Annotated in this window: 24 protein-coding genes and 2 pseudogenes; 13 read left to right on the top strand and 13 right to left on the bottom strand. The window is 74.6% G+C overall.

Annotated elements, in window-relative coordinates:
* The 6 genes and pseudogenes from BU198_RS42390 to BU198_RS22365 form a co-directional block, all read right to left on the bottom strand.
* Positions 1-1,141, bottom strand: a pseudogene (locus BU198_RS42390) (hypothetical protein); the annotation flags it as partial.
* A 68-nt stretch (positions 1,142-1,209) separates the two neighbouring features.
* On the bottom strand, positions 1,210-2,373 hold the full coding sequence (locus tag BU198_RS22385; RefSeq protein WP_188298640.1) for a hypothetical protein: 1,164 nt from the start codon (positions 2,371-2,373) through the stop codon (positions 1,210-1,212).
* Entirely contained in the window at positions 2,370-2,948 is a 579-nt protein-coding gene (locus BU198_RS22380) for an NADAR family protein (protein WP_188298639.1), read from the bottom strand. The genes BU198_RS22385 and BU198_RS22380 overlap by 4 nt, the downstream gene beginning before the upstream one ends.
* 103 nt (positions 2,949-3,051) lie before the next feature.
* The gene (locus BU198_RS22375; protein ID WP_188298638.1) at positions 3,052-4,161 is read right to left on the bottom strand and encodes a threonine aldolase family protein; all 1,110 of its coding nucleotides are present in this window, start codon (positions 4,159-4,161) and stop codon (positions 3,052-3,054) included.
* Between the two features lie 150 nt (positions 4,162-4,311).
* Entirely contained in the window at positions 4,312-4,749 is a 438-nt protein-coding gene (locus BU198_RS22370; protein WP_188298637.1) for a nucleoside deaminase, read from the bottom strand.
* Complete coding sequence (locus BU198_RS22365; RefSeq protein ID WP_188298636.1) at positions 4,746-5,555, bottom strand: LLM class flavin-dependent oxidoreductase; 810 nt, start codon at positions 5,553-5,555, stop codon at positions 4,746-4,748. Before BU198_RS22365 ends, BU198_RS22370 begins: the two co-directional genes overlap by 4 nt.
* A 93-nt stretch (positions 5,556-5,648) precedes the next feature.
* Here BU198_RS22365 and BU198_RS22360 point away from each other — a divergent pair, with 93 nt between their 5' ends.
* A complete protein-coding gene (locus BU198_RS22360; protein WP_188298635.1) occupies positions 5,649-6,095 on the top strand; it encodes an Lrp/AsnC family transcriptional regulator in 447 nt (148 codons plus the stop codon).
* A 142-nt stretch (positions 6,096-6,237) separates the two neighbouring features.
* The gene (locus tag BU198_RS22355) at positions 6,238-7,350 is read left to right on the top strand and encodes a serine hydrolase domain-containing protein (protein ID WP_188298644.1); all 1,113 of its coding nucleotides are present in this window, start codon (positions 6,238-6,240) and stop codon (positions 7,348-7,350) included.
* A gap of 111 nt (positions 7,351-7,461) precedes the next feature.
* Here the strand turns inward: BU198_RS22355 and BU198_RS22350 are convergent, their stop codons facing one another.
* Positions 7,462-7,695 (bottom strand): hypothetical protein, encoded by a 234-nt coding sequence (locus tag BU198_RS22350; RefSeq protein WP_188298634.1) that lies wholly within the window; start codon positions 7,693-7,695, stop codon positions 7,462-7,464.
* Between the two features lie 181 nt (positions 7,696-7,876).
* On the opposite strand from BU198_RS22350, the gene BU198_RS22345 reads away from it, so the two are divergent.
* Together BU198_RS22345 and BU198_RS22340 are read left to right on the top strand one after the other, a co-directional pair.
* Positions 7,877-9,436, top strand: a complete 1,560-nt coding sequence (locus BU198_RS22345) for a sensor histidine kinase (RefSeq protein WP_223244774.1) — start codon at positions 7,877-7,879, stop codon at positions 9,434-9,436.
* An 85-nt stretch (positions 9,437-9,521) separates the two neighbouring features.
* Positions 9,522-10,226, top strand: a complete 705-nt coding sequence (locus tag BU198_RS22340; RefSeq protein WP_188298633.1) for a response regulator — start codon at positions 9,522-9,524, stop codon at positions 10,224-10,226.
* A gap of 276 nt (positions 10,227-10,502) precedes the next feature.
* Here the strand turns inward: BU198_RS22340 and BU198_RS43880 are convergent.
* Positions 10,503-10,727 (bottom strand): annotated as a pseudogene (locus tag BU198_RS43880) (phosphatase PAP2 family protein); the annotation flags it as partial.
* Between the two features lie 34 nt (positions 10,728-10,761).
* Between BU198_RS43880 and BU198_RS43875 the strand changes: the two are divergent.
* The gene (locus BU198_RS43875; protein ID WP_317620263.1) at positions 10,762-10,941 is read left to right on the top strand and encodes a hypothetical protein; all 180 of its coding nucleotides are present in this window, start codon (positions 10,762-10,764) and stop codon (positions 10,939-10,941) included.
* A gap of 345 nt (positions 10,942-11,286) precedes the next feature.
* On the top strand, positions 11,287-11,949 hold the full coding sequence (locus BU198_RS22330) for an alpha/beta hydrolase (RefSeq protein ID WP_188298632.1): 663 nt from the start codon (positions 11,287-11,289) through the stop codon (positions 11,947-11,949).
* Between the two features lie 198 nt (positions 11,950-12,147).
* On the opposite strand, the gene BU198_RS22325 is transcribed toward BU198_RS22330, so the two are convergent.
* Together BU198_RS22325 and BU198_RS22320 are read right to left on the bottom strand one after the other, a co-directional pair.
* On the bottom strand, positions 12,148-12,369 hold the full coding sequence (locus BU198_RS22325; RefSeq protein WP_188298631.1) for a hypothetical protein: 222 nt from the start codon (positions 12,367-12,369) through the stop codon (positions 12,148-12,150).
* Positions 12,370-12,448: 79 nt separating this feature from the next.
* On the bottom strand, positions 12,449-13,669 hold the full coding sequence (locus BU198_RS22320; protein ID WP_188298630.1) for an MFS transporter: 1,221 nt from the start codon (positions 13,667-13,669) through the stop codon (positions 12,449-12,451).
* Positions 13,670-13,746: 77 nt separating this feature from the next.
* Here BU198_RS22320 and BU198_RS22315 point away from each other — a divergent pair, with 77 nt between their 5' ends.
* A complete protein-coding gene (locus BU198_RS22315) occupies positions 13,747-14,133 on the top strand; it encodes a MerR family transcriptional regulator (protein ID WP_188298629.1) in 387 nt (128 codons plus the stop codon).
* Positions 14,134-14,168: 35 nt separating this feature from the next.
* A complete protein-coding gene (locus BU198_RS22310) occupies positions 14,169-14,963 on the top strand; it encodes an alpha/beta fold hydrolase (RefSeq protein ID WP_188298628.1) in 795 nt (264 codons plus the stop codon).
* Positions 14,964-15,071: 108 nt separating this feature from the next.
* On the opposite strand, the gene BU198_RS22305 is transcribed toward BU198_RS22310, so the two are convergent.
* On the bottom strand, positions 15,072-16,556 hold the full coding sequence (locus BU198_RS22305; protein ID WP_317620262.1) for an MFS transporter: 1,485 nt from the start codon (positions 16,554-16,556) through the stop codon (positions 15,072-15,074).
* Positions 16,557-16,658: 102 nt separating this feature from the next.
* On the opposite strand from BU198_RS22305, the gene BU198_RS22300 reads away from it, so the two are divergent.
* Positions 16,659-17,546, top strand: a complete 888-nt coding sequence (locus BU198_RS22300) for a helix-turn-helix transcriptional regulator (protein WP_188298627.1) — start codon at positions 16,659-16,661, stop codon at positions 17,544-17,546.
* A 1-nt stretch (position 17,547) separates the two neighbouring features.
* Here the strand turns inward: BU198_RS22300 and BU198_RS22295 are convergent, their stop codons facing one another.
* Together BU198_RS22295 and BU198_RS22290 are read right to left on the bottom strand one after the other, a co-directional pair.
* A complete protein-coding gene (locus tag BU198_RS22295) occupies positions 17,548-17,934 on the bottom strand; it encodes a hypothetical protein (protein WP_188298626.1) in 387 nt (128 codons plus the stop codon).
* Positions 17,931-18,431 (bottom strand): hypothetical protein, encoded by a 501-nt coding sequence (locus BU198_RS22290; protein WP_188298625.1) that lies wholly within the window; start codon positions 18,429-18,431, stop codon positions 17,931-17,933. The genes BU198_RS22295 and BU198_RS22290 overlap by 4 nt, the downstream gene beginning before the upstream one ends.
* A gap of 267 nt (positions 18,432-18,698) precedes the next feature.
* Between BU198_RS22290 and BU198_RS22285 the strand changes: the two genes are divergently transcribed.
* From BU198_RS22285 to dusB, 4 genes are all read left to right on the top strand, one after another.
* On the top strand, positions 18,699-19,913 hold the full coding sequence (locus tag BU198_RS22285; protein ID WP_188298624.1) for a sensor histidine kinase: 1,215 nt from the start codon (positions 18,699-18,701) through the stop codon (positions 19,911-19,913).
* Entirely contained in the window at positions 19,901-20,545 is a 645-nt protein-coding gene (locus BU198_RS22280) for a response regulator transcription factor (RefSeq protein ID WP_317620261.1), read from the top strand. Before BU198_RS22285 ends, BU198_RS22280 begins: the two co-directional genes overlap by 13 nt.
* Positions 20,546-20,547: 2 nt before the next feature.
* Positions 20,548-21,435, top strand: a complete 888-nt coding sequence (locus BU198_RS43870) for a DUF4097 family beta strand repeat-containing protein (protein WP_188298623.1) — start codon at positions 20,548-20,550, stop codon at positions 21,433-21,435.
* Positions 21,436-21,523: 88 nt separating this feature from the next.
* Positions 21,524-22,693 (top strand): tRNA dihydrouridine synthase DusB, encoded by a 1,170-nt coding sequence (gene dusB / locus BU198_RS22270; protein ID WP_188298622.1) that lies wholly within the window; start codon positions 21,524-21,526, stop codon positions 22,691-22,693.
* Positions 22,694-22,772 lie beyond the last annotated feature (79 nt).

Here is a 22,772-nt window from a genome sequence, read left to right as displayed (position 1 = left end):
TCAGGACGTAGTTCTCGTCGAAGAGTTGCAGGGTGCCGATGGTGGAGGTGATGACGCAGAACAGCACCACCGGGCGCAGCTGGGGCAGGATCACGCTGGTGTAGGTGCGGACGGTGCCGGCGCCGTCCAGGGCGGCGGCCAGCCGGACGACCTCGACGGGCGGGCGCAGGACCGCGAGTTCGTTCAGCAGGAGGGTGGCGAGCGCGGGCGGCAGGCCGGTCGCGAGGTCGGCGAGGTCGGGGGTGGAGCGGCCGGCGGCCTGGCGCAGCAGGGTCCGGACGTCGCCGGCCCGGCCGTGCTGCTGGAGGCAGGCGGCGAGGGAGGTCAGCTCGGTCACCGGCGCCGAGCCCCACTCCCAGAGCAGCGTCGCGCTGTCGGCGGCCAGCCCGGCCCGCTCCAGCGCGGAGAGCAGGCCGGGGACGGAGGCGGCCGGGTGGCTCCAGAAGGCGTGGAACACCTCGGCGGCCTCCTCGGCCAGGCCCAGTTCGCGCAGCTCGGCGAGCACGGCGACGGAGTGCTCGGGCGCGGACCCGGCGATGCCGCGGGCGAGTTGGAGGGAGGCGCCGGCCGGGCCGTACCGGGACAGCATCCCGACCAGCAGCGCGGCGTCGGCGGGGGTGAGGCGGGCGGCGGCCGCGTCGATCACCTCGGTGGCCTCGGCGAGGGAGCCGGACCGGTGGAGGGCGGTGATCCGCTCGGTGAGGGCGCCGATGTCGGGGCGGACGGGCGGCGGCGCGGCCTGCTGCCGGTGTTGCCGTGGTGGTGGTGGCGGTGGCGGCTGGTGCTGCTGCGCCGGCGGCTGCGGGTGCTGCTGCGGTGACGGCTGTTGCTGAGGTGATGGCGGCTGCTGCTGCCGTTGCCTGATCCGGCTCTCCAACTCCTCCAGCTGGTCGCTGAGTTGGAGGCAGCGGGCGCTCAGGCCCTCGCGCAGGGTGCGGGCCTGGGCGAGCTGCCGCAACAGCTCGTCGTCCGGCCGCTGGCGGCCGGGGGCGGCCCGGACGGCCTCGTCCAGTCGTCGTTCGCGCTGACTCGCGTAGCGGCTCGCACGGAGTAACTCGTCCAGTTCTGCGCGGAGTTCGGCGACCTGTTGCTCGCCCTCCGGCTGTCGGCCCGCGGGTTGTGCCGTCGGCCGCATGCGCATGATCGCCCCAACCTGTCCATCCAGACCCTGACTGCGTGACATCCTGGCGTCAGTATGTGGCTGGGGAGTTAAGAGTGCACGACCAGTCGTGTCCGAGTGGTGTCAAGGAGCGCGCAGAGGGCGGTCGTTGCGAGAAGTGCGCCGGTCGCGCTCCGGAGGAGGGTGGCCTCGTAGTAGGGGCCCGGAGCGAGGGTCGCGACGGCCCATCCGGCGGCGGCTCCGGCGAGGGCCGGGAGCAGGAGCGGCGACGCGTCCCTGCGGACCGCCGCGCCGACCACCAGGAGCCCTGCCAGGGCGGCGAGTTCGGGCGTGCCGAAGGTCTGCGCGTACCGGATCGCCAGCGCGGGGACGAGGAACAGCGCGAGGGCCCGGCCGATCGTGCCGGCGAGTGCGGCGGTGTGCGGGCCGGGCGGCCGCGGGGCCCGGGCCGGGACGGCACGGGTGGCGACGAGCACCGCCAGCGCGGCCGCGGCGGACGGGAGACGGTCGCCGATCCGGGCGAGGTTGTAGAGCAGCACGGTGTCGTACAGCACCAGCATCAGCTGGCCGTACGCCCACAGGTCGAGCGCGAAGCGGAACAGGCTGCGGGCGGGCTCGCCGTCGGCTCCGGGTTGTCCGTCGGCTCCGGGCTCGCCGCCGGTCCCGGGCTCGCTCCGGGCCAGCCGGGCGATGAGCGGGGGCGTGAGGCAGGCCGCGAGCCCGCGCAGGACGAGGTCGTCCACGGTGTACGGATTCCGCAGGTGCCACTCCACCGCGCCGAACGCCACCGTGTAGGCGACGGCGGCGAGCGGGATCAGCGGCGAGCGGGCCAGCCGGACGTACAGCGCGCGGTCCAGCCGCCGGACGACGGCGGTGAACGCCAGCAGCACCAGCGGCAGTTCGAGGAAGGCCTGGACCCGGAGCACGGACGGGGCCAGCAGCTCCGGGGCGGGGAAGCGGGCGGCGAGCGGGCCCAGACGCGGGACGTCGAACCACCCGGGCGGCAGGTGGCGGGTGATGAAGGAGACGTCGCCGCCGTGCACCCGGTCCACGTAGACCGCGACGAGGACCTGGTTGAGGAAGACCAGCGCGACGACGGCCGCCAACACCGGCTCCGGGCCGAACACGCGGCCGAACACGCGGCCGGGCCGCCGGGCCGGGGCCTCGCGGCGTAGCACCCTCGGCGCCAGGACCAGGGCGACGGCGGCCGAGGCCACCACCGTCCCGTCCAGCAGCGCGGCGACCGTACTCACGCGGCCAGCCGGGCCCTGGCCTCCATCAGCGCGAAGCCGAGCAGGTTCGACCCGCGCCACTCGGTGGGCTGCTGGGACCGGATGTCGTCGGCGGCGAGCCCGATGCCCCAGATCCGGTCCAGCGGGCTGGCCTCGACCAGGACCCGGTCGCCGGTGCCCAGCAGGTAGCCGCGCAGTGCCTCGTCCTGGCCGAACTTGGCGACGTTGCCCGCCACCACCAGCTCGAAGCGGCCGGCCACCCAGGTCTCGTCGTCGAAGCCCTGGACCAGCCGGCCCAGCTTCTTCGCCTCGGCGGGCGTCCGGGCCGCCAGCACCCGCCGCACGATCTCCTCGTCACCGAACATCCGGGCCTTGCCGGCCATCATCCAGTGCTCGGCGGAGGCGTACGTGACCCCGTCGACGGTGAACTCGCCCGGCCACCACTGGCTCAGGCACTCCTGCCTGGTCCCGCCGCCCTTGCGCTCGGTGTGCCCCCAGAACATCACCCACTTCGGACGCGCCCCGTCGGCCATCGCCGCGGCCAGCTCCTCGCGGCTGCGGACGGCGGCCAGGTCCCCCACGTGCATCTCGCTCATATCGTCATCCTGACACAAAGGGTTCGGGGGCCGCCAACCGTTTGGCGGCCGCCCGGCGGGTCGCTCCGGGGCCGGCCGGCCCTTCGCGGCCGGCTGTCCTCGGTCAGCCCTTCGCGGCCAGTTCCAGGAAGCGGAGGCCGACCCCGGTCACCTCGTCGGCGGTCCAGGAGCGGGCCTGCTCGCCGAGGCTGACCTCGGCCATCGCGAGGCCGGGGGCGGCGTCCTCCCAGTGGGAGACGAACCAGATCCCCTCCTGCTCGGCGAGCGCCAGGTGGGCGGCGTTCAGGGCCTCGGCGGGGTGGGGGAGCCAGAGCTGGAACTCGTGGGTGGGCGGGACCGCCGGGTGGAGGCGGGCACCGGGAAGCGCGGCCAGCGCCGGGGCGAGGGTGGTCGCGGCGTGGCGGACGCAGTCGGGCAGGAGGGGCAGCACGGTGTCCAGGCCGTGGAGGGCGGCGAGGGCGGCCGGCCACTGCTGGAAGAGCTTGCCGCCGTAGCGGTGGCGCCAGGTGCGGGCGTACGCGGTGAGGGCGGCGTCGCCCGCGAGAGCGGCCCCGCTGATGCCGCCGAGGTCCTTGTAGTAGGAGACGTAGACGCTGTCGGCGAGGGCGGCGATCTCGTCGAGCCGCCGGTCGAAGTGGACGGTGGTGTTCCAGAGCCGGGCGCCGTCGAAGTGCACCCGGGCGCCGGCCTCGCGGGCGGCGGCGACGAGGGCGGTCAGCTCCTCCCAGGTGGGGAGGAGGTAGCCGGGGTCGCGCAGCGGGAGTTCGACCGTCAGGGTGCCGAACGGCTCGCCCAGCGCGTGGAGTTCCGCCGGGGTGGGCTGGCGCTGCTCGGTGGTGGGCCACAGGCCGCGCAGGCCGGTGAGCTGGGTGTGGGCGTGCCGCTCGTGCCGCTCGATGTGGCTGAGCGGGTGGAGGGCCACGGCCGGGTTGCCGGTGCGCTCGGCGTGGTGGCGCAGGGCGACCTGCTGGGCCATCGTCCCGGTCGGGAAGAAGACCGCGTCCTCCTTGCCGAGCAGTGCGGCGGTCCGTTCCTCCAGCTGTCGCACCGGCCCGTCGTCGCCGTAGATGTCGGGGACGGCGTCCAGGCCGTCCAGGGCGGCGAGCTGGGTGAGGCGCTCGCGGATGCTGAGGACGCGGTCGCCGGAGAGGAAGCGGGTGGCGGACCTGCGGGCCGCACGGCGTCGGTGGGGCAGGCTCTGATCGTCGGTCATCCGACGATTGTCGAACTCGTGGCGTGCCTGGGCCAACTGCTTTCCGGCCCGGCTGCCGCCCGATCCCGGCTGCCGCCCGGCGGCCCCGGCTCCGGGCCGACTCCTCCGGGTCCTCCGGGTCTCCGACTCCTCCGGGTCCGCCCCGGGCCGTCAGCGGGACCGGTAGTAGGCCTCGACGGGGGTCCGGGCCTCTTCGTACAGGGCCGGGCCCTCCTGCGCCACCACCGGCCAGGCGCCGGACTCCGGGTTGAGCGCGACGAGTTGCTCCGTCGACAGCGCGTACACGACCCGGCCGATGCCGGAGCGGACGATGCCGCCGCCGCACATCCCGCACGGCCGGCAGCTGGTGTACATCGTGGTGCGTGCGGCCGCGTCGGGGTCGAGTTCGCGGGCGGCCCAGCGGGCGAGCTTCAGCTCGGGGTGGGCCGTGATGTCGTCGTCGCGGCGCACGGTGTTGTGGGCCTCGGCGAGGACCCCGCCGTCCGGGCCGGCCAGCAGGGAGCCGTACGGGGCGTCTCCCAGGACGACCGCGCGGGCGGCGATGGCGATGGCGCGGCGCAGCAGGGCCTCGTCGGCTTCGGTGATCATGCGGTCCTCCAGTGGGTGGTCAGGGTGGTGAGTGCCTGCCAGGCCTCCCGCGGCCGCCGGGTGTCCTCCGGATTCCCGTGGTAGGGGTCGAACACGACGGTCCCGGCGCCGAGTTCGCGCAGCTGGTGGAGGTCGTCGAGGACCTGGTCGAGGGTGCCGACTCCGGCGGGCCGGTCGGGGCCTTCGACCGGTGCGGTCGTCAGCCGCAGGGCGATGCGGGGGGCGAACCCCGGCATCGGGTGCTCGCCGAGGACCGACCGCATCCGGGCGAGCGGGAGCCGCAGCGGGTGCCAGGCGTCGCCGAACCGGACCGCCCGCCGGAGTGCCGCCGCGCTGTGGCCGCCGACCCAGACCGGTACCGTCCGGCGGTCGGGCTCACCGGCCCAGACGTCCCGCAGGGTGCCCAGGTACTCGTCGGTCAGCCTGCCGCGCGCGCCGAACGGCACGCCGAGGGCGTCGAACTCCTGGCGTGCCCAGCCGACCCCCACTCCGAGGACGAACCGGCCGTCGCTGAGCCGGCCGAGGGTGCTCGCCATCCGCGCCACCAGCAGCGGGTTCCGGTAGGGCAGGACGAGCACGGTCGTGCCCAGCCGCAGGCCGGGGGCGATCCCGGCCAGCCAGGAGAGCGTGGTGAACGGCTCGTAGAACGGCTCCGGGTACCGCTCGGCCACGTCCGGGGTCACCGCCACGTGGTCCGACACCATGAGGAGGTCGAAGCCGAGGCCCTCCGCGGTCCGGGCCCACTCGCGCAGCACGCCGGGGTCGGTCCCCGGGCCGAAGTTCGGTACGTTGACGCCAAGTTGCATGCTGCGAGGCTATCCCCGCGATCATGGCGGACGGAATGGGATCTTCCCCGTCCTGGCCGTTGACCGCCGTGGTTCTCCCGGTAGATTCGTGCCATGGCCGTGAATCTCGACGACATCGACTGGGCGATCATCGAGCAGCTGCAACGGGAGGCCCGCATCTCCCTCAGCGAGCTGGGGCGGCGGGTCTCCCTCAGCCCGTCGGCGACGACGGAGCGGGTGCGGAACCTGGAGTCGTTGGGCGTCATCACCGGCTACCACGCGGTGGTGGACCTGGCGAAGGTCGGCTATCCGGTGCTCGCCGTCGTCCGGCTGAAGTACCCCGGCAACCGTCACGAGCCGCTGCGCCGGCTGCTCGCCGAGCGGCGGGAGATCCTGGAGTGCCTGCGCACCACCGGCGACGACTGCTACGCCCTGAAGGTGGCGGCCGCCTCCATGGAGCACCTGGAGACCCTGGTGGACGAGTTGGCGGGCTTCGGCAGCACCACCACCAGCGTCGTCTACAGCCGGACGCTGCCGCTGCGCGGGCCCGGCCGGCCCTGATGTGCGTGGGCGAAGGTGCTCCCTCGATCGGGGGAGGCCGGCCGCTCTCCGCGCGACCAGACTGGCGGGCGTGACCAGGGAGATTCCTTGCTCCCCACGTTCCCAACGGAGTTGAACCGTGCGCCGTCCGAAGATCCGCCACATGGCACTCGCCCTCTCGCTCTCGACCGCCGCGGCCGTCGGGGCCGGCGGGGCGCTGACACCGTCCACCGCATCGGCCGCGGCCTCACCGGACGTGGTGCAGCAGGGGCTGAACGCGCTGGTGCGGACGGACGGGGTGCCCGCCGCGCTCGCGACCGTCCGGGACGGGCGGGGCCGGACCCGTGAGTACACCGCAGGGGTCGGGGACCTGGCCACCCGCGCCGCGGTCCCCGCCGACGGACAGGTGCGGATCGGCAGCAACACCAAGACCTTCACCGCCGTCGTCGTGCTCCAGCTGGTGGGGGAGGGGAAGATCGACCTCGACGCCTCGGTCGACACCTACCTCCCCGGGCTGGTCCGCGGGGAGGGCATCGACGGGCACGGCATCACCGTCCGGCAGCTCCTCCAGCACACCAGCGGACTGCCCGACTACGAGGGGCTGCTGGACGAAGCCTCCCTGCGCCAGCGGTACTTCGAGCCCCGGGAGCTGCTGGACATGACCCTCGGGGGGAAGCCGGTCTTCGCCCCCGGCGAGAAGTTCGGCTACAGCAGCACCAACTACGTGCTGGCGGGCCTGATCGTCCAGCGGGTCACCGGGCGGCCGCTCGCCGAGGAGATCGACCGGCGGATCGTCCGGCGCATCGGGCTGCGGCACACCTACTTCCCGGCCGCGGGGGACCGGACCATCCGGGAGGCCCATCCCAAGGGCTACCGCAAGGACTCCGCCGACGGGCCGCTGACCGACTTCACGGAGATGGACCCCTCGGCGGGCTGGGCGGCCGGACAGATGATCTCCACCAACGCGGACCTCAACCGCTTCTTCACCGAACTGCTGACCCCGGGCCGCCTGCTGCCGGAGGCCCAACTCGCCCAGATGCGCACCACCGTGCCGATCGGGGACAGCGGCGCCGGCTCCGGACTGGGCATCCTCAGCCGGCCGCTGACCTGCGGCGGGGTCTACTGGGGGCACGGCGGCGACATCCCGGGCTACGAGACCCGGGGCGGCGTCACCGAGGACGGGCGGGCGGTCAACATCACGGTGACCACCATTCCGACCGACTACGCCGTCACCGAGCGGCTCGAAGGAGTCGTGGACGCCGCCCTGTGCCGCTGACCGGGCCGCTGACCGGACGTCCGGCCGTGGGCTGACCGGACCGCTGGTCGGTGCGTTGATCGGTGCGTTGGTCGGTGCGCTGATCGTCGGCCGCTTCGCTGGACCGGGTGGTCAGGAGCGGCGGCTGTTCCCCTCGTCACCCATGACGGCGTTCCCGTGGTGGACGGAGATGCTGGAGTACGTCGCCCGCATGCGCGCGGCGTGGGCGGTGCGCTGCTGCTCGATCAGGATTCCCTCGGCGTCGTCGAACTGGTGCCGCCGCGCCCGTTCCCGGAGCACCAGGTAGGTGGTGGCGCCGATGACGGTGCCGACGAGTACGAGCAGGAACACCGTGACGAGAACCATGACGTCACCCTTCCCCCGGTTCGAGTGCGTCCCCCTCTTATCTCACAGTTGCTCTGTGATGTCACCAGCTCGCTGAGGGCCGACGGGTCGGTGGTCCTCGGGGCGTCGCGGGCACACCGGGCGTCGCGGGCATGACTTTCGACAGATCCGGTGCGCCGGCGGTCCTCGTAGGGTCGTGGGCATGCGGATGAGTGGGGTGGCGCTGCCGGTGGCGGCGTCCGTGTGTGTCGGGCTGGGTGTCACGAGCCTGTGGTGGGCTCTGCCGGCGATCGGGTTCTCCTTCCTGGCCGGGCTGCGGACGGACCGGGTGCGGCCGGCAGCGGTGGTGTTCGCCGTCCTGGTCGGGGGCGGGGTGCTGGTGGTCGGGTCGGTGCCCTCCTGGATCGTCCTCGGCCTGCGGTTCGTCGCGCTCGCCGTGAGCGCCGGGATGGGCCCGTGGCTGCTGGGCCGGTTCTGGTGGCAGTCGCAGGAACTCGTCCGTGCCGGGTGGGAGCGGGCCGAGCGGCTGGAGCGCGAGCAGCAACTGGTTGCCGAGCAGGCCCGGCTGCGGGAACGGGCCCGGATCGCCCAGGACATGCACGACGCCCTCGGCCACGACCTCAGCCTGATCGCGCTGCGTGCCGGGGCACTCAAGCTCGCCCCCGACCTGGCCCCGCCCCACCGCGAGGCCGTCCAGGAGATCAGGGCGGGTGCGGCCGCCGCCGTCGAGCGGCTCGGCGAGGTGATCGGCATACTGCGTGACGGGGACGAGAGCGGCAGCGCCCGCGGGGCCCACGGGCCGGCGGACTCGGACATCCCGCAGCTGCTCGCCGAGGCGGCCGCCGCCGGCCTGGACGTCCGCTCGGAGATCCTCGGAGAGCCGGGCGGGCTGCCGCGCGCCACCGAGCACGCCGCGTACCGGGTGGTGCAGGAGGCGCTGACCAACGCAGCGAAGCACGCCCCGCGGGCTCCCGTCACCGTGGAGGTGACGTACTCGGCCGAGGGCGCTCGGGCCAGGGTGGCCAACGGCCCCGCGCCTGTGTCCGCATCCGTGTCCGCATCCGTGTCCGTGCTTCGGCCCACGCCCGCCGGCCCCGGCGCGGCGCCGTCGGCACCGGCGTCAACCCCGCGCGGCGCAACGCCCACCGGAACGTTCACCGGCAGCTCCACGTCGGCCGCCGGAGCGCCCACCCCCACGTCTGCCGCACCGTCCGTCGGCGGTCGCGGTCTGGTCGGGCTGACCGAGCGGGTCCGGCTCGCGGGCGGCACCTTCACCCACGGGGCCCGCCCGGACGGCGGGTTCGAGGTCACGGCGGACCTGCCACGCCGCGCCGCCGGGCCTGTCCCGCCGCCGCCCGCCGCCCCGCCGTCGCCGGTGCGCGAGCTGCGCCGGGCACGGCGGAAGGTGGGCCGGACGCTGGCCGCCGTGGTGCTCGTCCCGCTGACGACGGCCGTGCTGCTGACCGTGGCGCTGCGAGTATGGACGTTCTACGTGGTCGGCCTGTCGGTGCTGGACCCGGAGGTCTACGCCTCCCTCCAGGTCGGGCAGGACCAGGCCTCGGTCGAGCGCCTGCTGCCGGGCCACCGGTTGCCGTACCGTCCGCCGAGCGGGCCGTCGACGCCCGCGCCGCCGTCGGGGGAGGGGATCTCGTGCACCCACTACGCCATCACCGCCGAGCTCTTCGTGGACCGGGCCGGCGACGCCTACCGGCTCTGCTTCCGGGACGCCCGGCTGCTCTCGCGTGATGTGCTCCGGTCCTGACGGGCCGGCACTCCCCGCCTCCGCCCTCACCTCAGCCCTCACCTCAGCCCGTACCTCCGTACCGGGCGACCGACAGGAGCCGCCGATGACCACCGCACCGATCCGGGTACTGCTCGCCGACGACGAGCCCATGATCCGCGCGGGCCTGCGCGCGGTGCTCGCGACCGACCCCGGCATCGAGATCGTCGCCGAGACCGGGGACGGCCGGGAGGCCGTCGAGCTGGTCCGGCGCCACCGGCCGGACGTCGCCGTGCTGGACATCCGGATGCCCGGGACGGACGGCATCACGGCCGCCGCCGAGATCCGCCGGACCGGCCTGGCCACCGGAGTACTCATGCTGACCACCTTCGGTGAGGACGACTACATCCTGCGCGCGCTCAGCGGCGGCGCGAACGGGTTCCTGATCAAGTCCGGCGAGCCCGAGGAACTGCTCGCCGGGGTGCACGCGGTGGCGGGAGGGGCGGCCTACCTCTCACCCAAGGTGGCCGCCCGGGTGGTCGCCCACCTGGCCGCCACCGGCGCCGGTGGCCCCGCCGGCCGGCGTGCCGGTGCCAGGGAACAGGTGGCCGCCCTGACCGCCAGGGAGCGGGACGTACTGACCCTGATCGCCGCAGGGCTGTCCAACGGCCAGATCGCCCGCCGACTGGGGGTGGTGGAAGGCACCGTGAAGGCCCATGTGAGCTCCGTCCTGGCGCGGCTCGGCGTGGCCAACCGGGCGGCCGCCGCCGTTCTCGCCCACGAGGCCGGGCTGACCCTCGGCGCGACCTGCGCGGGCGGCCCACGGGACTGAGACGGCCGGGGGCGTGGTCGTCTGCGGGGCCGTGGTCACGCCGGAGCCCCCGCCCGAGCCCGGAGCCGGGGCCCCGCCCGAGCCCGAGCCCGAGCCCGAGCCCGAGCCCGAGCCCGAGCCCGGGGCCGACGGTATCGGTGGTGCCGACAACAGCTTCCCGAGCACGGGCGCCCCGGTCAGGGCCGTCACGGCGCCGGTGGCCACCGGCCGCAGGGTGAGGACCACGGCCGCCGTGACGGTGCCGCCGAGCGCGGCGCCGGCCAGCACGTCGTGCGGGTAGTGCACCCCGGCCGCCACCCGCAGCGCCGCCGTGGCACCGCCGACGAGTACGGCCGGCAGCGCCCAGCGCGGGCGCAGCAGCACCAGCCCCGTCGCCAGCGCGACGGCCAGGGTGGCGTGGTTGCTGGGGAACGACCAGTCGCCCGGCGGCGGGCACTCGGCGGTGGCCGTGGCCGGCAGCCCGGTCAGGGCCCGGCAGGGTCGCTCCTCGTCGAGGACCACCTTCAGCACCTCGCTCGCCCCGTAGGCCAGCACGGTGCCGAGCCCGACCAACGCCACCCCCGCGACCACCCCGGCGGCCCGCCGGGCCCGGGCCGTCCACCAGCAGAGCACCAGCAGGAGCCCCAGCACCAGCAGCCCGACCTCGGTGGCCGGCTCCAGCAGCGAGGCCATCGCGTCCGGAGCGTCGCCGACGGCCTCCGCCACCCGCCGGTAGCCGTCGGCCGACCACCCGGACAGCACGCGGACCGGCCCCGCCCCGCCCCCGCCACCCCGCTCCGGCGCCAGCCAGGCCACCACCCCGGCCCCCGCGTAGAGCAGGGCCACGGCGAGGGCGGGCCTGCCCCTGCCCGACGCCCCGCTCGCCCCGGTCGTTCCGGCCGCTCTCCCGGGCCCGGTGGCATCGCTCGGGCGGGCCGTCCTGGAATTCCTGTCCGTGTACGTCATGGTCTGGACGGTAGAAGCCGAGGAGCCCTTTCCACCCGACCCGAAAGTCAGGTAACGACCATGACGATGGTCAGGGTTGACACGGCGACACAGGCCGCGCGGGTACCCTGCGCCCATGTCCGCCCGCAACGCGCTGACCTTTCCCACCCGCCACTCCGGCGACCCCGGCCGGGTCGCCCTGATCGTCCCCGGCACCGGCTACTCGCCCGCCAGGCCGCTGCTGCACTTCGCCCGGTCCGTCCTCCTCGGGCACGGCTGGACGGTCCAGGAACTGTGGTGGCAACTCCCCGAAGAATTCGTCGAGTTCGCGATGGGCGACCGGATCGCCTGGGTCGAGCGGCAGGTTACCGGGGCCGTCGACGCCGAGCGCGGCGCGTGCCGCCTGCTCGTCGGCAAGTCCCTCGCCTCCTTCGCGAGCGCCGTCACCGCGGACCGGAACCTCCCGGCGGCCTGGCTGACCCCGGTCCTGACCGTCGACCACGTGGCCCGCGCCCTCCACCGCACCGAGGCCCCGACCCTCCTGGTCGGCGGCGGCGCCGACCGGCTGTGGGACCGCCCGACCGCCCACGCGACCGGCCACGAGGTCCTCGAACTGCCCGGTGCCGACCACGGCCTCGAACATCCCGGCGACCCCCTCGGCTCGGTCGACGCGCTGCGGCAGGTCGTCGCCCGGCTGGACGGCTTCGTCGCCTCCCTGGCCGCCCACCGGGTCGGCCCCTTCGGCGCCGAGGTGCCACCGCCCGACGGGCGGCGACCCGGGTACCTGCCCGGGCGGTAGTCCTCGGAGGCCCTCCGAGGTCTTCGGCGGTCGTGAGGCCCCGCTCGGCTGTGGTCCGGCCGACCCGCCCCCGACCGGCCACGCAGCTCGTGTCCGCCTACCGGAAGCCGGTCGGCAGGTCGGTCGGCGATCCGGGCATGACCACCGGCAGGTCCCGCCCTTCCGCGGCGCCGGCCAGGCGCTCGTCACACGGGTGGATCAGCGGTCCTCCTCGCCCCGCATGGCGAGCAGGGCGTCGGCGGCAGGCCCGAGCCCGGCCGCGGCCCCGGGGAGCGTCCAGTCGGCCAGGCCGGTCGCGGTGGCGGCGTTCTCCGGGGCGATGGTGCCGTCACGGAGGAGGTCCTCCGATACCCGCTGTTCGGTGTCTGTCAACTCGCGGGTGTGCCGCTGGAGTTGGCGGAAGTGGGTGCCGGCTGTCATGCGACGCACGGTAGGGCGGGCCGTGCGGCGATGACGAGGAACGTGCGCCGATTTCACACGAAGGAGTACTGCCCGGCCCTCACTCCCGCCCCGGGAACCCGTGCCGCCGTCCGCCGACGGTCACGGCCAGCGCGGCGGCCAGCAGGACGAGGGCGGACCAGGGCAGCGCGGTCGGCCCGGCGTGGTCGAGGAGCAGGCCGCCGGCCATCCCGGCCACGGCGATGCCGAGGTTCCAGCAGGTGACGAGGAGCGACTGGGCGATGTCCCCGGCCGGGCCGGACGCGTCGGCGACGGCGGTCTGGAGGAGGGTGGCGGCGCCGCCGAAGCCGAGGCCCCAGACCGCGGCGGCGACGTAGACGGGCAGGCCCGTCCTGCCGAGCAGGGCGGCGGCGATGACCAGTGCCGCGACGGCGAGGAGGACGCAGGAGGCGATGGTCAGGGTGCGCAGGTGCCGGTCGATGAGGGCGCCGGTGCCGAGGACGCTCACCAGCGAGGACAGCCCGATGACGAGCAGGACGACGTCCGTTCGGCCGTCGAGTCCCAGCGGTTCGAGCAGTGCGGCGACGTACGTGTAGAGGATGTTGTGGGCGAGCACGAAGGTCGCCGTGACGGCCAGGACGGTGGCCACGCCCGGAATCCGCAGCACCTGCCGCACGGGGGTGCGGGCCTGGCCCTCGCGCCCGGGCAGCTCCGGCAGTGCGAGCAGCATCCAGCCGGTCAGCGCCACGGCGATCGCGCTCATCAGCCCGAAGGTGGCCCGCCAGCCCATCAGGCCGGCCAGCAGGGTGCCGGCGGGCACGCCCACTGACAGGGCGACCGTCGAGCCGGTCATGGCGACGGCCATCGCCCGTCCGCGCTGCTCCGGTGTGACGATGCCCCGGGCGTACCCGGCGAGCAGGGCCCAGAGCAGCCCGGCGACCAGGCCGGCCGCGAACCGGGCGGCCATGGTGAGCGGGTAGCTCGGTGAGAGCGCGGTGACGGCGTTGGCCGCCGCGAAGCCGCCGACGGCGACCAGCAGCAGGCGCTTGCGCGGCAGGCGTCCGGTCACGGCGGTCAGCGGGATGGCGGCCGCGATGGAGCCGACCGCGTAGAGGGTGACGGACTGTCCGGCGGCGGACTGGCCGACGCCGAGGTCCGCGCTCATGGCGGGCAGCACCCCGGCGGGCAGGGCCTCGGTCATGATCGTGACGAATCCGCCGGTACTCATGGCCAGCAGCGCGGGCCAGGGCAGCCGGGGCGCGGGGGCCACCGGCGGGCCGGGGGTGCGGAGTTCGGAAGTGGGGAGCTCAGGAGTGGGCATGGGCCCGATCGTCTATCGTTGACATCCATGTCAAGGTCCAGCCGGGAAGCTCCGGCCCGGGGTGAGGGTGGTCACACATGCGCATCGGCGAACTCGCCGGACTGACCGAGACCACCCCGCGCCTGCTGCGCTACTACGAGCAGCAGGGGCTGATCACGCCGCGCCGCGAGGCCAACGGCTACCGCGCGTACGACGAGTACCTCGTGGACCGGGTCCTGCAGATCCGAGGGCTGCTGGACGCGGGACTGCCGACCCGGATCATCAAGCAGGTCCTGCCCTGCCTCGACACCCCTCGGACGATCCACTTCGTCGACGCCACACCGGAGATGCTCGCCACCCTGGAGTCCGAGACGGACCGGATGACCAGCCGGATCCAGTGTCTGACGCGCAACCGGGACGCCATCCGGGAGTACCTGGACGTGGTCAAGAGCCTTTCCGACCCGGCCGTCCGACCCGCCGCTTGACCTTGTCACCGGTGTCACGGTTGGACGCTACGGTCATGACCGACTCCGCGATCCACCACACCGCCTTCGGCGAGGGCACCCCGATCGTCCTGATCCACGGCTACACCCTCGACCACCGCGTGCTGCTCCCGCTCGAACCCGCCTTCGCCGGCCGTCCCGGCTGGCGGCGCCTCTACCTCGACCTCCCCGGTCACGGCACCAGCCCCCGGCTGCCGGGCCCCGCCTCGGCAACCACCCTGACCGAGGCCGTTCTCGGCTGGATCGGGGCCACGGTCGGCCGGGAGCCCTTCGCCGTGGTCGGGCAGTCCTTCGGCGGACAGCTGGCCAGGGCGGTGACCGCGCGGTTCGGCGAGCAGGTGCTGGGCTCGGCGCTGCTGGTTCCGGTGGTGCGCTGGGGCGCCGACCGGGCCCTGCCCGAGGAGACCGTGGCCGAACGTGACGAGGAACTCGTCGCCCGGCTCCCGGCCGCAGACCGCGAGCTGTTCCGGTACGTCATGGCCCGTCAGACCGAGGAGAGCCGGGAGCTCTTCGAGCGGTACGTCCGGCCGGGCTGGCAGGCGCACGACCGGGCGGCCGCCGCCGAGCTCGAAGCCGACTTCCTGCTGCCGCGCTGGCCCGAGCACGGCGCCCCGCAGCACCGCGGCCACCACCTCCTGGTCACCACCCGGCAGGACGCCCTGGTCGGCTGGCGCGACCAGCTCGCCCTGCTCGACCACTACCCCCGGATGGCCGCCAGCGTCCTCGACGGCGCCGGCCACAACCCCCAGGTGGAGGCCGCCGAAGCCGTCCACGCCCCGTTCGGCGCCTGGCTCGACCGGCTCGACCGCTGAGGACCGGTACCGCGAACGCCGACGCCCTCGCGGCCACCGGAAGTACCGGTGGCCGCGAGGCCGTTCGCCGCCGTCGGAGCCCGAGAGCCCGGAGCCCGCGGGCCCGGATCAGCCGATGGAACGGGGGAGGCGGGTGGTCAGGTACAGGATGGTGAAGGAGCCGAGGAGCTGGATGCCCAGGCAGAGCACGAGGGCGCGGTCCAGGCCGAGGCTCGGGGAGAGCGAGAGGTAGAGGGTGCCGAGGGTGGCGACGCCGAGGGCGAGGCTGGACTGCTGGCCGGTGGCCAGGACGCCGCTGCCGACGCCGGCCCGGGCGGCGGGCACCTTGGCGAGGACGACCCGGAACAGCGGGGTGCCGATCAGGCCCTGCCCGATGCCCGCGAGGGCGACGCCCGGGGCCATCCGCAGCGGGGAGAAGTGGGCCCAGTCGGCCGTGACGGTCAGGGCCAGGGTGGCGAGGCCGGCGGCCTGCACGACGGCGCCGGCGCTGAGCACCCGGCTGCCCCATCGGCTGATCAGCCGCGGTCCCGCGAGCGAGGCGGAGAAGTAGCCGACCGCCATCGGGACGAGGGCCCAGCCGGCCGCGACCGGGCCGAGGTGGAGGCCCTGCTGGAGGGCGACCGCGATGACGAACATGAAGCCGCCGAAGCCCGCGAAGTAGGGGAGCGCGATGCCGAGACCGCGCCGCATCTCGGGGATGCGCAGCAGGGACGGCGGCACCAACGGGGTGTCCCCGCGCCGTTCGGCGCGGCGCTCGACGACGCCGAAGGCGACGGCGAGGACCGGGAACAGGGCCAGCAGCACCCAGGACCAGAGCGGCCAGCCGGCGGCGCGGCCCTCCATCAGCGGGATGAGCAGGGAGACCAGCGCGGCGGTGAGCAGGACGGTGCCGGGGACGTCGATCCGGGCGGCCCGGGGGGCCTTGCTCTCCGGGACGTAGCGGACCGCGAGCACCACGGCGAGCAGCGCGAACGGCACGTTCAGCAGGAACACCGAGCGCCAGCCGGTGCCGAACAGGTCGGCGGCGACCAGCATTCCGCCGAGCACCTGCCCGATCACCACCGAGATGCCGCCGACCGCGCCGTAGACGCTGAGCGCGCGGCCGCGCCTGGCGCCCTCGGTGGCGGCGGTGATGGTGCCGAGCACCTGCGGGATCAGCAGCGCGGCCGAGGCGCCCTGGGCGGCCCTGGCGGCGACCAGGGACCACGCGCCGGGGGCGAGGCCGCAGGCCAGCGAGGTGAGGGCGAAGGCGGCGGCGCCGACGACGAAGAGCCGGCGCCGGCCGTAGGTGTCGCCGAGGCGTCCGCCGAGGACGAGCAGCACGGCGAAGGCGATGCCGTAGCCGGCGGCGACCAGTTCGAGGACGGCGGGCCCGGCGGCCAGGTCGTGGTCGATGGTGGGCAGGGCGACGTTGACGATGAAGAAGTCGAGCATCGGGAGGAAGGCGCCGAGCAGGACGGTGACCAGCCCGGCGGTGCCGAGGGTGGCGGCCGCGGATCCGGCGGGGCCGGGGGCGGCGGTGCGGTCGGCCGCGGTGCCAGGGGTGGCGGCGGTGCGGCTCGATGAGGGGGCGACGGCGAGTGGTTGGGTCACCGGTCCTACGATCCGCCGCTCCGTACCCTGGTACCAGAGTGTGGTTATCCGGGTATAAGAAGTGCCTGGCAACGGGCTGGCAGCTGTCGCATGCTGGGGAGCATGAGCCTCGCCACACGCCCCGCGCAAGCCCGTCCGGCCGCCGACGCCGTGCACCGGACCACCCCCGGCGACGCCCGCCGGCACGAGCTGGGCGCCTTCCTGCGCAGCCGCCGCGAGCGCATCGCGCCCGAGCAGGTGGGCCTGCCGATGACCGGCCGCCGCCGGACGCCGGGGCTGCGCCGGGAGGAGGTCGCGCAGCTCGCCGCGGTCGGGGTGACCTGGTACACGTGGCTGGAGCAGGGGAGGGAAATCCAGGTGTCCACCCAGGTGCTGGACGCGGTGGCCAGGGCGCTGCTGCTGGACCCGAGCGAGCGCGCCCACCTGTTCACCCTGGCCGGCGCGGACGACCCGGCGCCGGTGAAGGAGTGCCCCTCGGTGACCCCGGGCGTGCGGCTGCTGCTGGAGCAGTTGGCGCCGTACCCGGCGGTGGTGCTCAACTCCCGCTACGACGTGCTGGCGTCCAACGCCCAGTACACCTCGATCGTCGGCGACCTCGGTGAACTGGCACCCGAGGACCGCAACCTGATCTGGATGGCGTTCACGCCCTCGCAGTTCCGCGAGGTGCTGGTCGACTACCGCACCGAGCGCCTCGGGATGGTGGCCCGGTTCCGCTCGGCGATGGCCGACCACAGCTCGGAGCCGGCCTGGAAGGCACTGCTGGCCCGGCTGCTCAAGGCCTCGCCGGACTTCGCGGAGACCTGGCAGCGGCACGACGTGATGCGGCCCGGGAACGGCATCAAGCGGTTCCGGGTGCCCGGTGTCGGACTGCTGCGCTGCGAGTACACCAACTTCTGGCTCAGCCCGCGGCAGGGGAGCCGGATGATCACGTACACCCCGCTGGACGACGAGACCCGCGCGCTGATGGACGAGCTGCCCACGAGGGGCTGACTCAGCCCCGCACCGCGGCGTCCCGCCCGAGCCGCAGGCACACCACCGCGAGCGGCAGCTCGATGCAGAAGGCCATCACCAGGGCCGCGAGCATCGCGGGGCCCGGTCCCGCGCAGGCTATGTCGGCCAGCGCGTCCCCGGTGAGCAGCAGGGCCACCGCCGCGCCGGCCCACAGCGCGGCGGCACTGCGCCGGCGCAGCAGCGCGTCCAGCGAGAGCAGGGCCGCGAACTCCGTGAGGTCGAGCACGACCCACGGGGTCTCGTGGCAGACGGCGAGGACCGCCAGCCAGGGCAGCAGCGCGACCGCCGCCAGGACCGGCACCCGGGCGAAGCGCGCGGGCAGGACGTACGGGGAAGCGGCGCGAGGGGCGAGGACGGCGGTGCTCATGCCGCACCCCGGACCCGACGCGCCCGGCCGGGAGCGGGCCACCGGCCCCGGCCCTGCTCCCGCACCCGCTCCAGCGGCAGCCGCTCGGCCGTCCCGCCGGCCGGGTGTTCGACCCGCACCGCGTCGAACGGGCCCTCGGCCCAGGAGACCCAGAACCGCCCGGCGACCGTGACCACCTCGGCCGACGCCCGTACCCGGCGGAACGGCCGCCGCCCGGTGAACACCACCGAGGGCGCCGCGCCGTCGGCCGCCAGCCGGCCCCAGGCGAGCACGTGCCTGGCCCGCCCGGCGGACGGGCAGTGCCGCGCCCCGCGCAGCAGCTGCGGAGTGAGCCGGGAGGCGACCAGGACGTCGGTCAACTCGCCGTGCTGGTACAGCTCCAGCGCGGCCCGGCCGCGCCCGGACCCGACGACCCGGACCGACCAGGGGCCGGCCCCGGTGGGCAGCGACCCCTCCGGTCCCGACGCCCGTGCCGGCGGCGCCAGAGCCGCCGACATCGCGGACTCTGACGCCGCGGGCGCCTCCGCCTCCGCCCCCGACCGGAGCGCGGCCCCGGAATCACCCCCGTGGCTCCCGGGGCCGGGCCGCCCGTGCGGCGGAGTGGCGGAGTGCGATGCAGTGCTCGTCATGCCCTCAAGCCTTCCGTTCCGACCCCCTTCCTGTCGGTGGTGCCCCACACCGAATCGGGGGTGTAGCTAGATACACCCCCACTGGGAACCCCCCTTCATGGCGGCCCGTGATCACCGGGCCCTACGCTGTCCGGCATGCCCTCCACCACGTTGCGCCGAGCGTTCGTCAGGAGCCTCCGGCGCCCACCGTGGTCGCCCGAGGTCTGGCGGGACATCCGCTTCACGGCCGCCGGAACGCCGATGGCGCTGCCGGTCTGGCTGGCCGTCACCGATCCGCGACTGCTCTTCCCCGCGCTCGCCGCCGTCCTGCTCTGCTCCCGCCCGCTGACCGCCGTCCAGCGCGGCCGGCTGCGCGCCCTGTACGGGGTGGAGGTGCCGCCGCTGCGGCCGCCGGCGGGACGCCAGGTGCTGTTGCTGGGGGTGACCTGGCGTCAGGCCCTCTACCACCTGGTGGCCGGACCCCTGCTGGCGGCGGGCGCGCTGGTGGTGCTGTACGCCTGGGCCGCCGCCGTGGTGCTGGCCACCGTGTACGGCTGGGTCTGGCTGATGCCCGCGGGGACGGACGTGCGCACCGGCCTGGCGGGGGAGGACGTCCTGTTCACCCTCGCCGGGGTGCTGCTGCTGGCCGTGCTGCCCTGGCCGGGGACGCAGCTGGCCCGGCTGGAGGTGTGGGCGGCGCGCCGGCTGCTCGGCCCCGACCGGGTGGAGGCGCTGGAGCGGCGGGTCGAGGAGATCGCCGAGAGCCGGGCCGGGCTGGTGGACGAGGTGGACGCCGAGCGCCGCCGGATCGAGCGCGACCTGCACGACGGCGCCCAGCAGCGGCTCACCTCCCTCGCGATGAACCTGGGCCTGGCCCGGCGCACCCTCAAGGACGTGCCGCCCGAGGCGATGCAGGTGATCGTCGACGCCCACGAGGCGGCCCAGGCGGCCATCGACGAGCTGCGCGACCTGGTCCGCGGCCTGCACCCCGCCGTCCTGGAGGACCGCGGCCTGGACGCGGCGCTGTCCGGTGTCGCCGCCCGCGCGCCGCTGCCGGTGCGGCTGGACGTCGACCTCTCCGAGCCGGTCGCCCCGACCGTCGAGGCGGTCGCCTACTTCACCGTCTCCGAGGCGCTCACCAACGTGGCCAAGCACGCCAGGGCCAACCGGGTCGACCTCTCGGTACGGGCGGCCGGCGGGCGGCTGCGGCTGGTCATCAGCGACGACGGCGTGGGCGGCGCGGACCCGGCGCGCGGCACCGGGCTCACCGGCCTGCGCAAGCGCGCCGCCTCGGTCGACGGCACGCTGTCCGTTCTCAGCCCCCTCGGGGGGCCCACCACCATCACCGTGGAGTTGCCGTGCGTGCTGTGATCGCCGAGGACTCGGTCCTGCTGAGGGTCGGCCTGGTCAAGGTCCTGGAGGCGGTGGACTTCGAGGTCGTGGCGGCCGTCGGGGACGCCGAGGAACTGCTGGCCGCCGTCGAGGAGCACCGCCCGCAGGTGGTGGTCGCCGACGTCCGGATGCCTCCCGGCTTCAGCGACGAGGGGGTGAAGGCGGCGATGGTGATCCGCCGGCAGTGGCCGGACACGGCCGTCCTGCTGCTCTCCCAGTTCGTGGAGGAGCGCTACGCCGCGGACCTGCTGGCGACCAACACCAGGGGGGTCGGCTACCTGCTCAAGCAGCGGGTGGCCAACGTGGACGACTTCCTGGAGGCGCTCCAGCGGGTCGCGGCGGGCGGCACCGCGCTGGACCCCGAGGTGGTCGCCCAGCTGCTGCTGCGCCGGCACCGGGACCCGCTGGAGAAGCTGACCCCGCGCGAGCGCGACGTGCTCGCCCTGATGGCGGAGGGCCGCTCCAACGCGGCCATCGCCGGCTCGCTGGTGGTCGGCGACAGCGCGGTGGCCAAGCACATCAACTCGATTTTCACCAAGCTCGACCTGCCGCCGGCCGAGGACAGTCACCGCCGGGTGATGGCCGTGCTGCGCTTCCTGGAGGTCGGGTAGCGGTGAGTGGGGTGAAGGCCTGGCGGGTCGTCGGGGCGGCCGTGATCGTCCTGGTCATGACCGGCGGCGCACTGCAGACCTGGGCGATGGCGGTGCAGCAGCGCACCAGCAGCAGCCGGCCGTACGACAAGGCGATCCGCGGGGTCCGGCTGGAGACCGGCAACGCCTCGGTCCGGGTGCGGGCCGGCCGGGAGGGCCACGTGGTGGTCCACCAGAGCCTGGACTGGCTGGTGCGCAAGCCGGTGGTGTCCGTCACCATCGTCGACGGGGTGCTCACCGTCGCCATGCGCTGCCGCAGGGTGCTGCCGTTCGCGGACTTCGGCTGCGGCGCCGAGATCGAGCTGGAGGTACCGGCCGCGACCGAGGTGTCCGGATCGGTGGGCTCCGGCTCCGTCCGGGTGGAGGGGCTGAGCGGGAACGTGCGGATGGAGCTGACCTCCGGGGAGCTGTTGCTGTCGGACACCTCGGGGGACGTGACCGTGGGCGTCACCTCCGGGCAGGTGCGGGGCGGCAACCTGAGCGCCCGGCGGGTGACGGTCCGGGCGAACTCGGGCTCGGTGTCGCTGAACTTCGCCAAGGCCCCGGCCGTGGTGGACGCCGCGGCCACGTCCGGTTCGGTGGAGATGACCGTGCCGAAGGACAGCCGGTACGCCTTCACCAGCGAGACCGGCAGCGGGCACGGCGGGATCGACCCGCTGCTCGCGGACCCCGGGAGCCCGAACCGGATGCACGTCGCGGTCACCTCCGGGTCGATCTCGGTCAACCCGTCGATGTCGGTGGAGCCGTCGGAGCCGGTGGAACCGCCGGAGCCGCCGTCCCATCCGGATCCGACGTTCGCGGAGCCGCCGTCCCACCCGGATCCGACGTTCCCGCCGCGGTCGGCCCCGTAGCCGGGGCCTCCCGGCGCAACGCGGAGGCCGCTCACCCGGGTGGGGGACAATGGAGAGTCCCGTCCCCACCACCCGAGGTCAGCCGCGCATGACAGCCACGCCCGCACCCACCGCGTCGGACACCGAGTTCGCGCCGCTCGACATCGGCCCGATCCAGGTGTGGCCGCCCGTCGTGCTGGCGCCGATGGCCGGCATCACCAACGCGCCGTTCCGCACCCTGTGCCGTGAGCAGAGCGGCGGCAAGGGCCTGTACGTCTCGGAGATGATCACCACCCGGGCGCTGGTCGAGCGCAACGCCAAGACCATGCAGCTGATCAGGTTCGACCCGAGCGAGAAGCCGCGCTCGATCCAGCTGTACGGGGTGGACCCGGAGACCGTCGGCAAGGCCGCCCGGATGATCTCGGAGGAGGGCCTGGCCGACCACATCGACCTCAACTTCGGCTGCCCGGTCCCCAAGGTCACCCGCAAGGGCGGCGGCTCGGCGCTGCCGTACAAGCGCAACCTGCTGCGCGAGATCCTGCGCGAGGCCGTCGCCAACGCGGGCGACCTGCCGGTGACCATGAAGATGCGCAAGGGCATCGACGACGACCACCTCACCTACCTGGACGCCGGCCGGATCGGCGCGGAGGAGGGCGTGGCCGCGATCGCCCTGCACGGGCGCACCGCCGCCCAGCACTACGGCGGGACGGCCGACTGGTCGGCGATCGCCCGGCTGCGGGAGTCCGTCCCGGCGCACATCCCGGTGCTGGGCAACGGGGACATCTGGTCGGCCGACGACGCGCTGCGGATGATGCGCGAGACCGGCTGCAACGGTGTGGTGGTGGGCCGCGGCTGCCTGGGCCGGCCGTGGCTGTTCAAGGACCTGGTCGCGATCTTCGAGGGCGACGTGGACTACGCCCGCCCCGACTTCGGCTACGTGGCCGCGGCGATGGTGCGCCACGCGCAGCTGCTCGGCGAGTGGATCGGGGACGAGACGCGCGGCGTGATCGACTTCCGCAAGCACGTCGCCTGGTACACCAAGGGCTTCTCGGTCGGCTCCGAGCTGCGGGTGCGGCTCGCCGGCTCCTCCTCGTTGGCCGAACTGGCCGAAACCCTCGCCCAGGTGGAGCAGTCCCAGGCCTGGCCGGCCGGTGCGGACGGCCCGCGCGGGCGGACCAGCGGCAACAACCGGGTGGTTCTGCCCGAGCACTGGTTGGACGATCCGTATGACTGCGCCCGGCCGGGCGTGGACGCCGAATCGGACACCTCCGGCGGATGATCTGGCCGAAGTGTAGAAAACGACCCTCCAGGGCCGTCTGCCACTAAGGCCCAGCCCTCTTGTCCATTTTGGACAAGAG

The organism is Streptomyces sp. CBMA156, assembly GCF_014596515.1.
GTDB lineage: Bacteria > Actinomycetota > Actinomycetes > Streptomycetales > Streptomycetaceae > Kitasatospora.
The sequence above is the reverse complement of the archived record's forward strand: the minus strand, read 5'-3'. Positions and strand labels throughout refer to the sequence as shown.

Excerpts from the sequence above, each read along its gene's own strand:
- BU198_RS22295 (WP_188298626.1), bottom strand. The coding sequence starts at position 17,934 with ATGAGCACCGCCGTCCTCGCCCCTCGCGCCGCTTCCCCGTACGTCCTG.
- BU198_RS22315 (WP_188298629.1), top strand. The coding sequence starts at position 13,747 with ATGCGCATCGGCGAACTCGCCGGACTGACCGAGACCACCCCGCGCCTG.
- BU198_RS22300 (WP_188298627.1), top strand. The coding sequence starts at position 16,659 with ATGAGCCTCGCCACACGCCCCGCGCAAGCCCGTCCGGCCGCCGACGCC.
- BU198_RS22310 (WP_188298628.1), top strand. The coding sequence starts at position 14,169 with ATGACCGACTCCGCGATCCACCACACCGCCTTCGGCGAGGGCACCCCG.
- BU198_RS22350 (WP_188298634.1), bottom strand. The coding sequence starts at position 7,695 with ATGGTTCTCGTCACGGTGTTCCTGCTCGTACTCGTCGGCACCGTCATC.
- BU198_RS22285 (WP_188298624.1), top strand. The coding sequence starts at position 18,699 with ATGCCCTCCACCACGTTGCGCCGAGCGTTCGTCAGGAGCCTCCGGCGC.
- dusB (WP_188298622.1), top strand. The coding sequence starts at position 21,524 with ATGACAGCCACGCCCGCACCCACCGCGTCGGACACCGAGTTCGCGCCG.
- BU198_RS22320 (WP_188298630.1), bottom strand. The coding sequence starts at position 13,669 with ATGCCCACTCCTGAGCTCCCCACTTCCGAACTCCGCACCCCCGGCCCG.
- BU198_RS22355 (WP_188298644.1), top strand. The coding sequence starts at position 6,238 with ATGGCACTCGCCCTCTCGCTCTCGACCGCCGCGGCCGTCGGGGCCGGC.
- BU198_RS22345 (WP_223244774.1), top strand. The coding sequence starts at position 7,877 with ATGCGGATGAGTGGGGTGGCGCTGCCGGTGGCGGCGTCCGTGTGTGTC.
- BU198_RS22375 (WP_188298638.1), bottom strand. The coding sequence starts at position 4,161 with ATGACCGACGATCAGAGCCTGCCCCACCGACGCCGTGCGGCCCGCAGG.
- BU198_RS22340 (WP_188298633.1), top strand. The coding sequence starts at position 9,522 with ATGACCACCGCACCGATCCGGGTACTGCTCGCCGACGACGAGCCCATG.
- BU198_RS22325 (WP_188298631.1), bottom strand. The coding sequence starts at position 12,369 with ATGACAGCCGGCACCCACTTCCGCCAACTCCAGCGGCACACCCGCGAG.
- BU198_RS22360 (WP_188298635.1), top strand. The coding sequence starts at position 5,649 with ATGGCCGTGAATCTCGACGACATCGACTGGGCGATCATCGAGCAGCTG.
- BU198_RS22365 (WP_188298636.1), bottom strand. The coding sequence starts at position 5,555 with ATGCAACTTGGCGTCAACGTACCGAACTTCGGCCCGGGGACCGACCCC.
- BU198_RS22330 (WP_188298632.1), top strand. The coding sequence starts at position 11,287 with ATGTCCGCCCGCAACGCGCTGACCTTTCCCACCCGCCACTCCGGCGAC.
- BU198_RS22290 (WP_188298625.1), bottom strand. The coding sequence starts at position 18,431 with ATGTCGGCGGCTCTGGCGCCGCCGGCACGGGCGTCGGGACCGGAGGGG.
- BU198_RS22380 (WP_188298639.1), bottom strand. The coding sequence starts at position 2,948 with ATGAGCGAGATGCACGTGGGGGACCTGGCCGCCGTCCGCAGCCGCGAG.
- BU198_RS22370 (WP_188298637.1), bottom strand. The coding sequence starts at position 4,749 with ATGATCACCGAAGCCGACGAGGCCCTGCTGCGCCGCGCCATCGCCATC.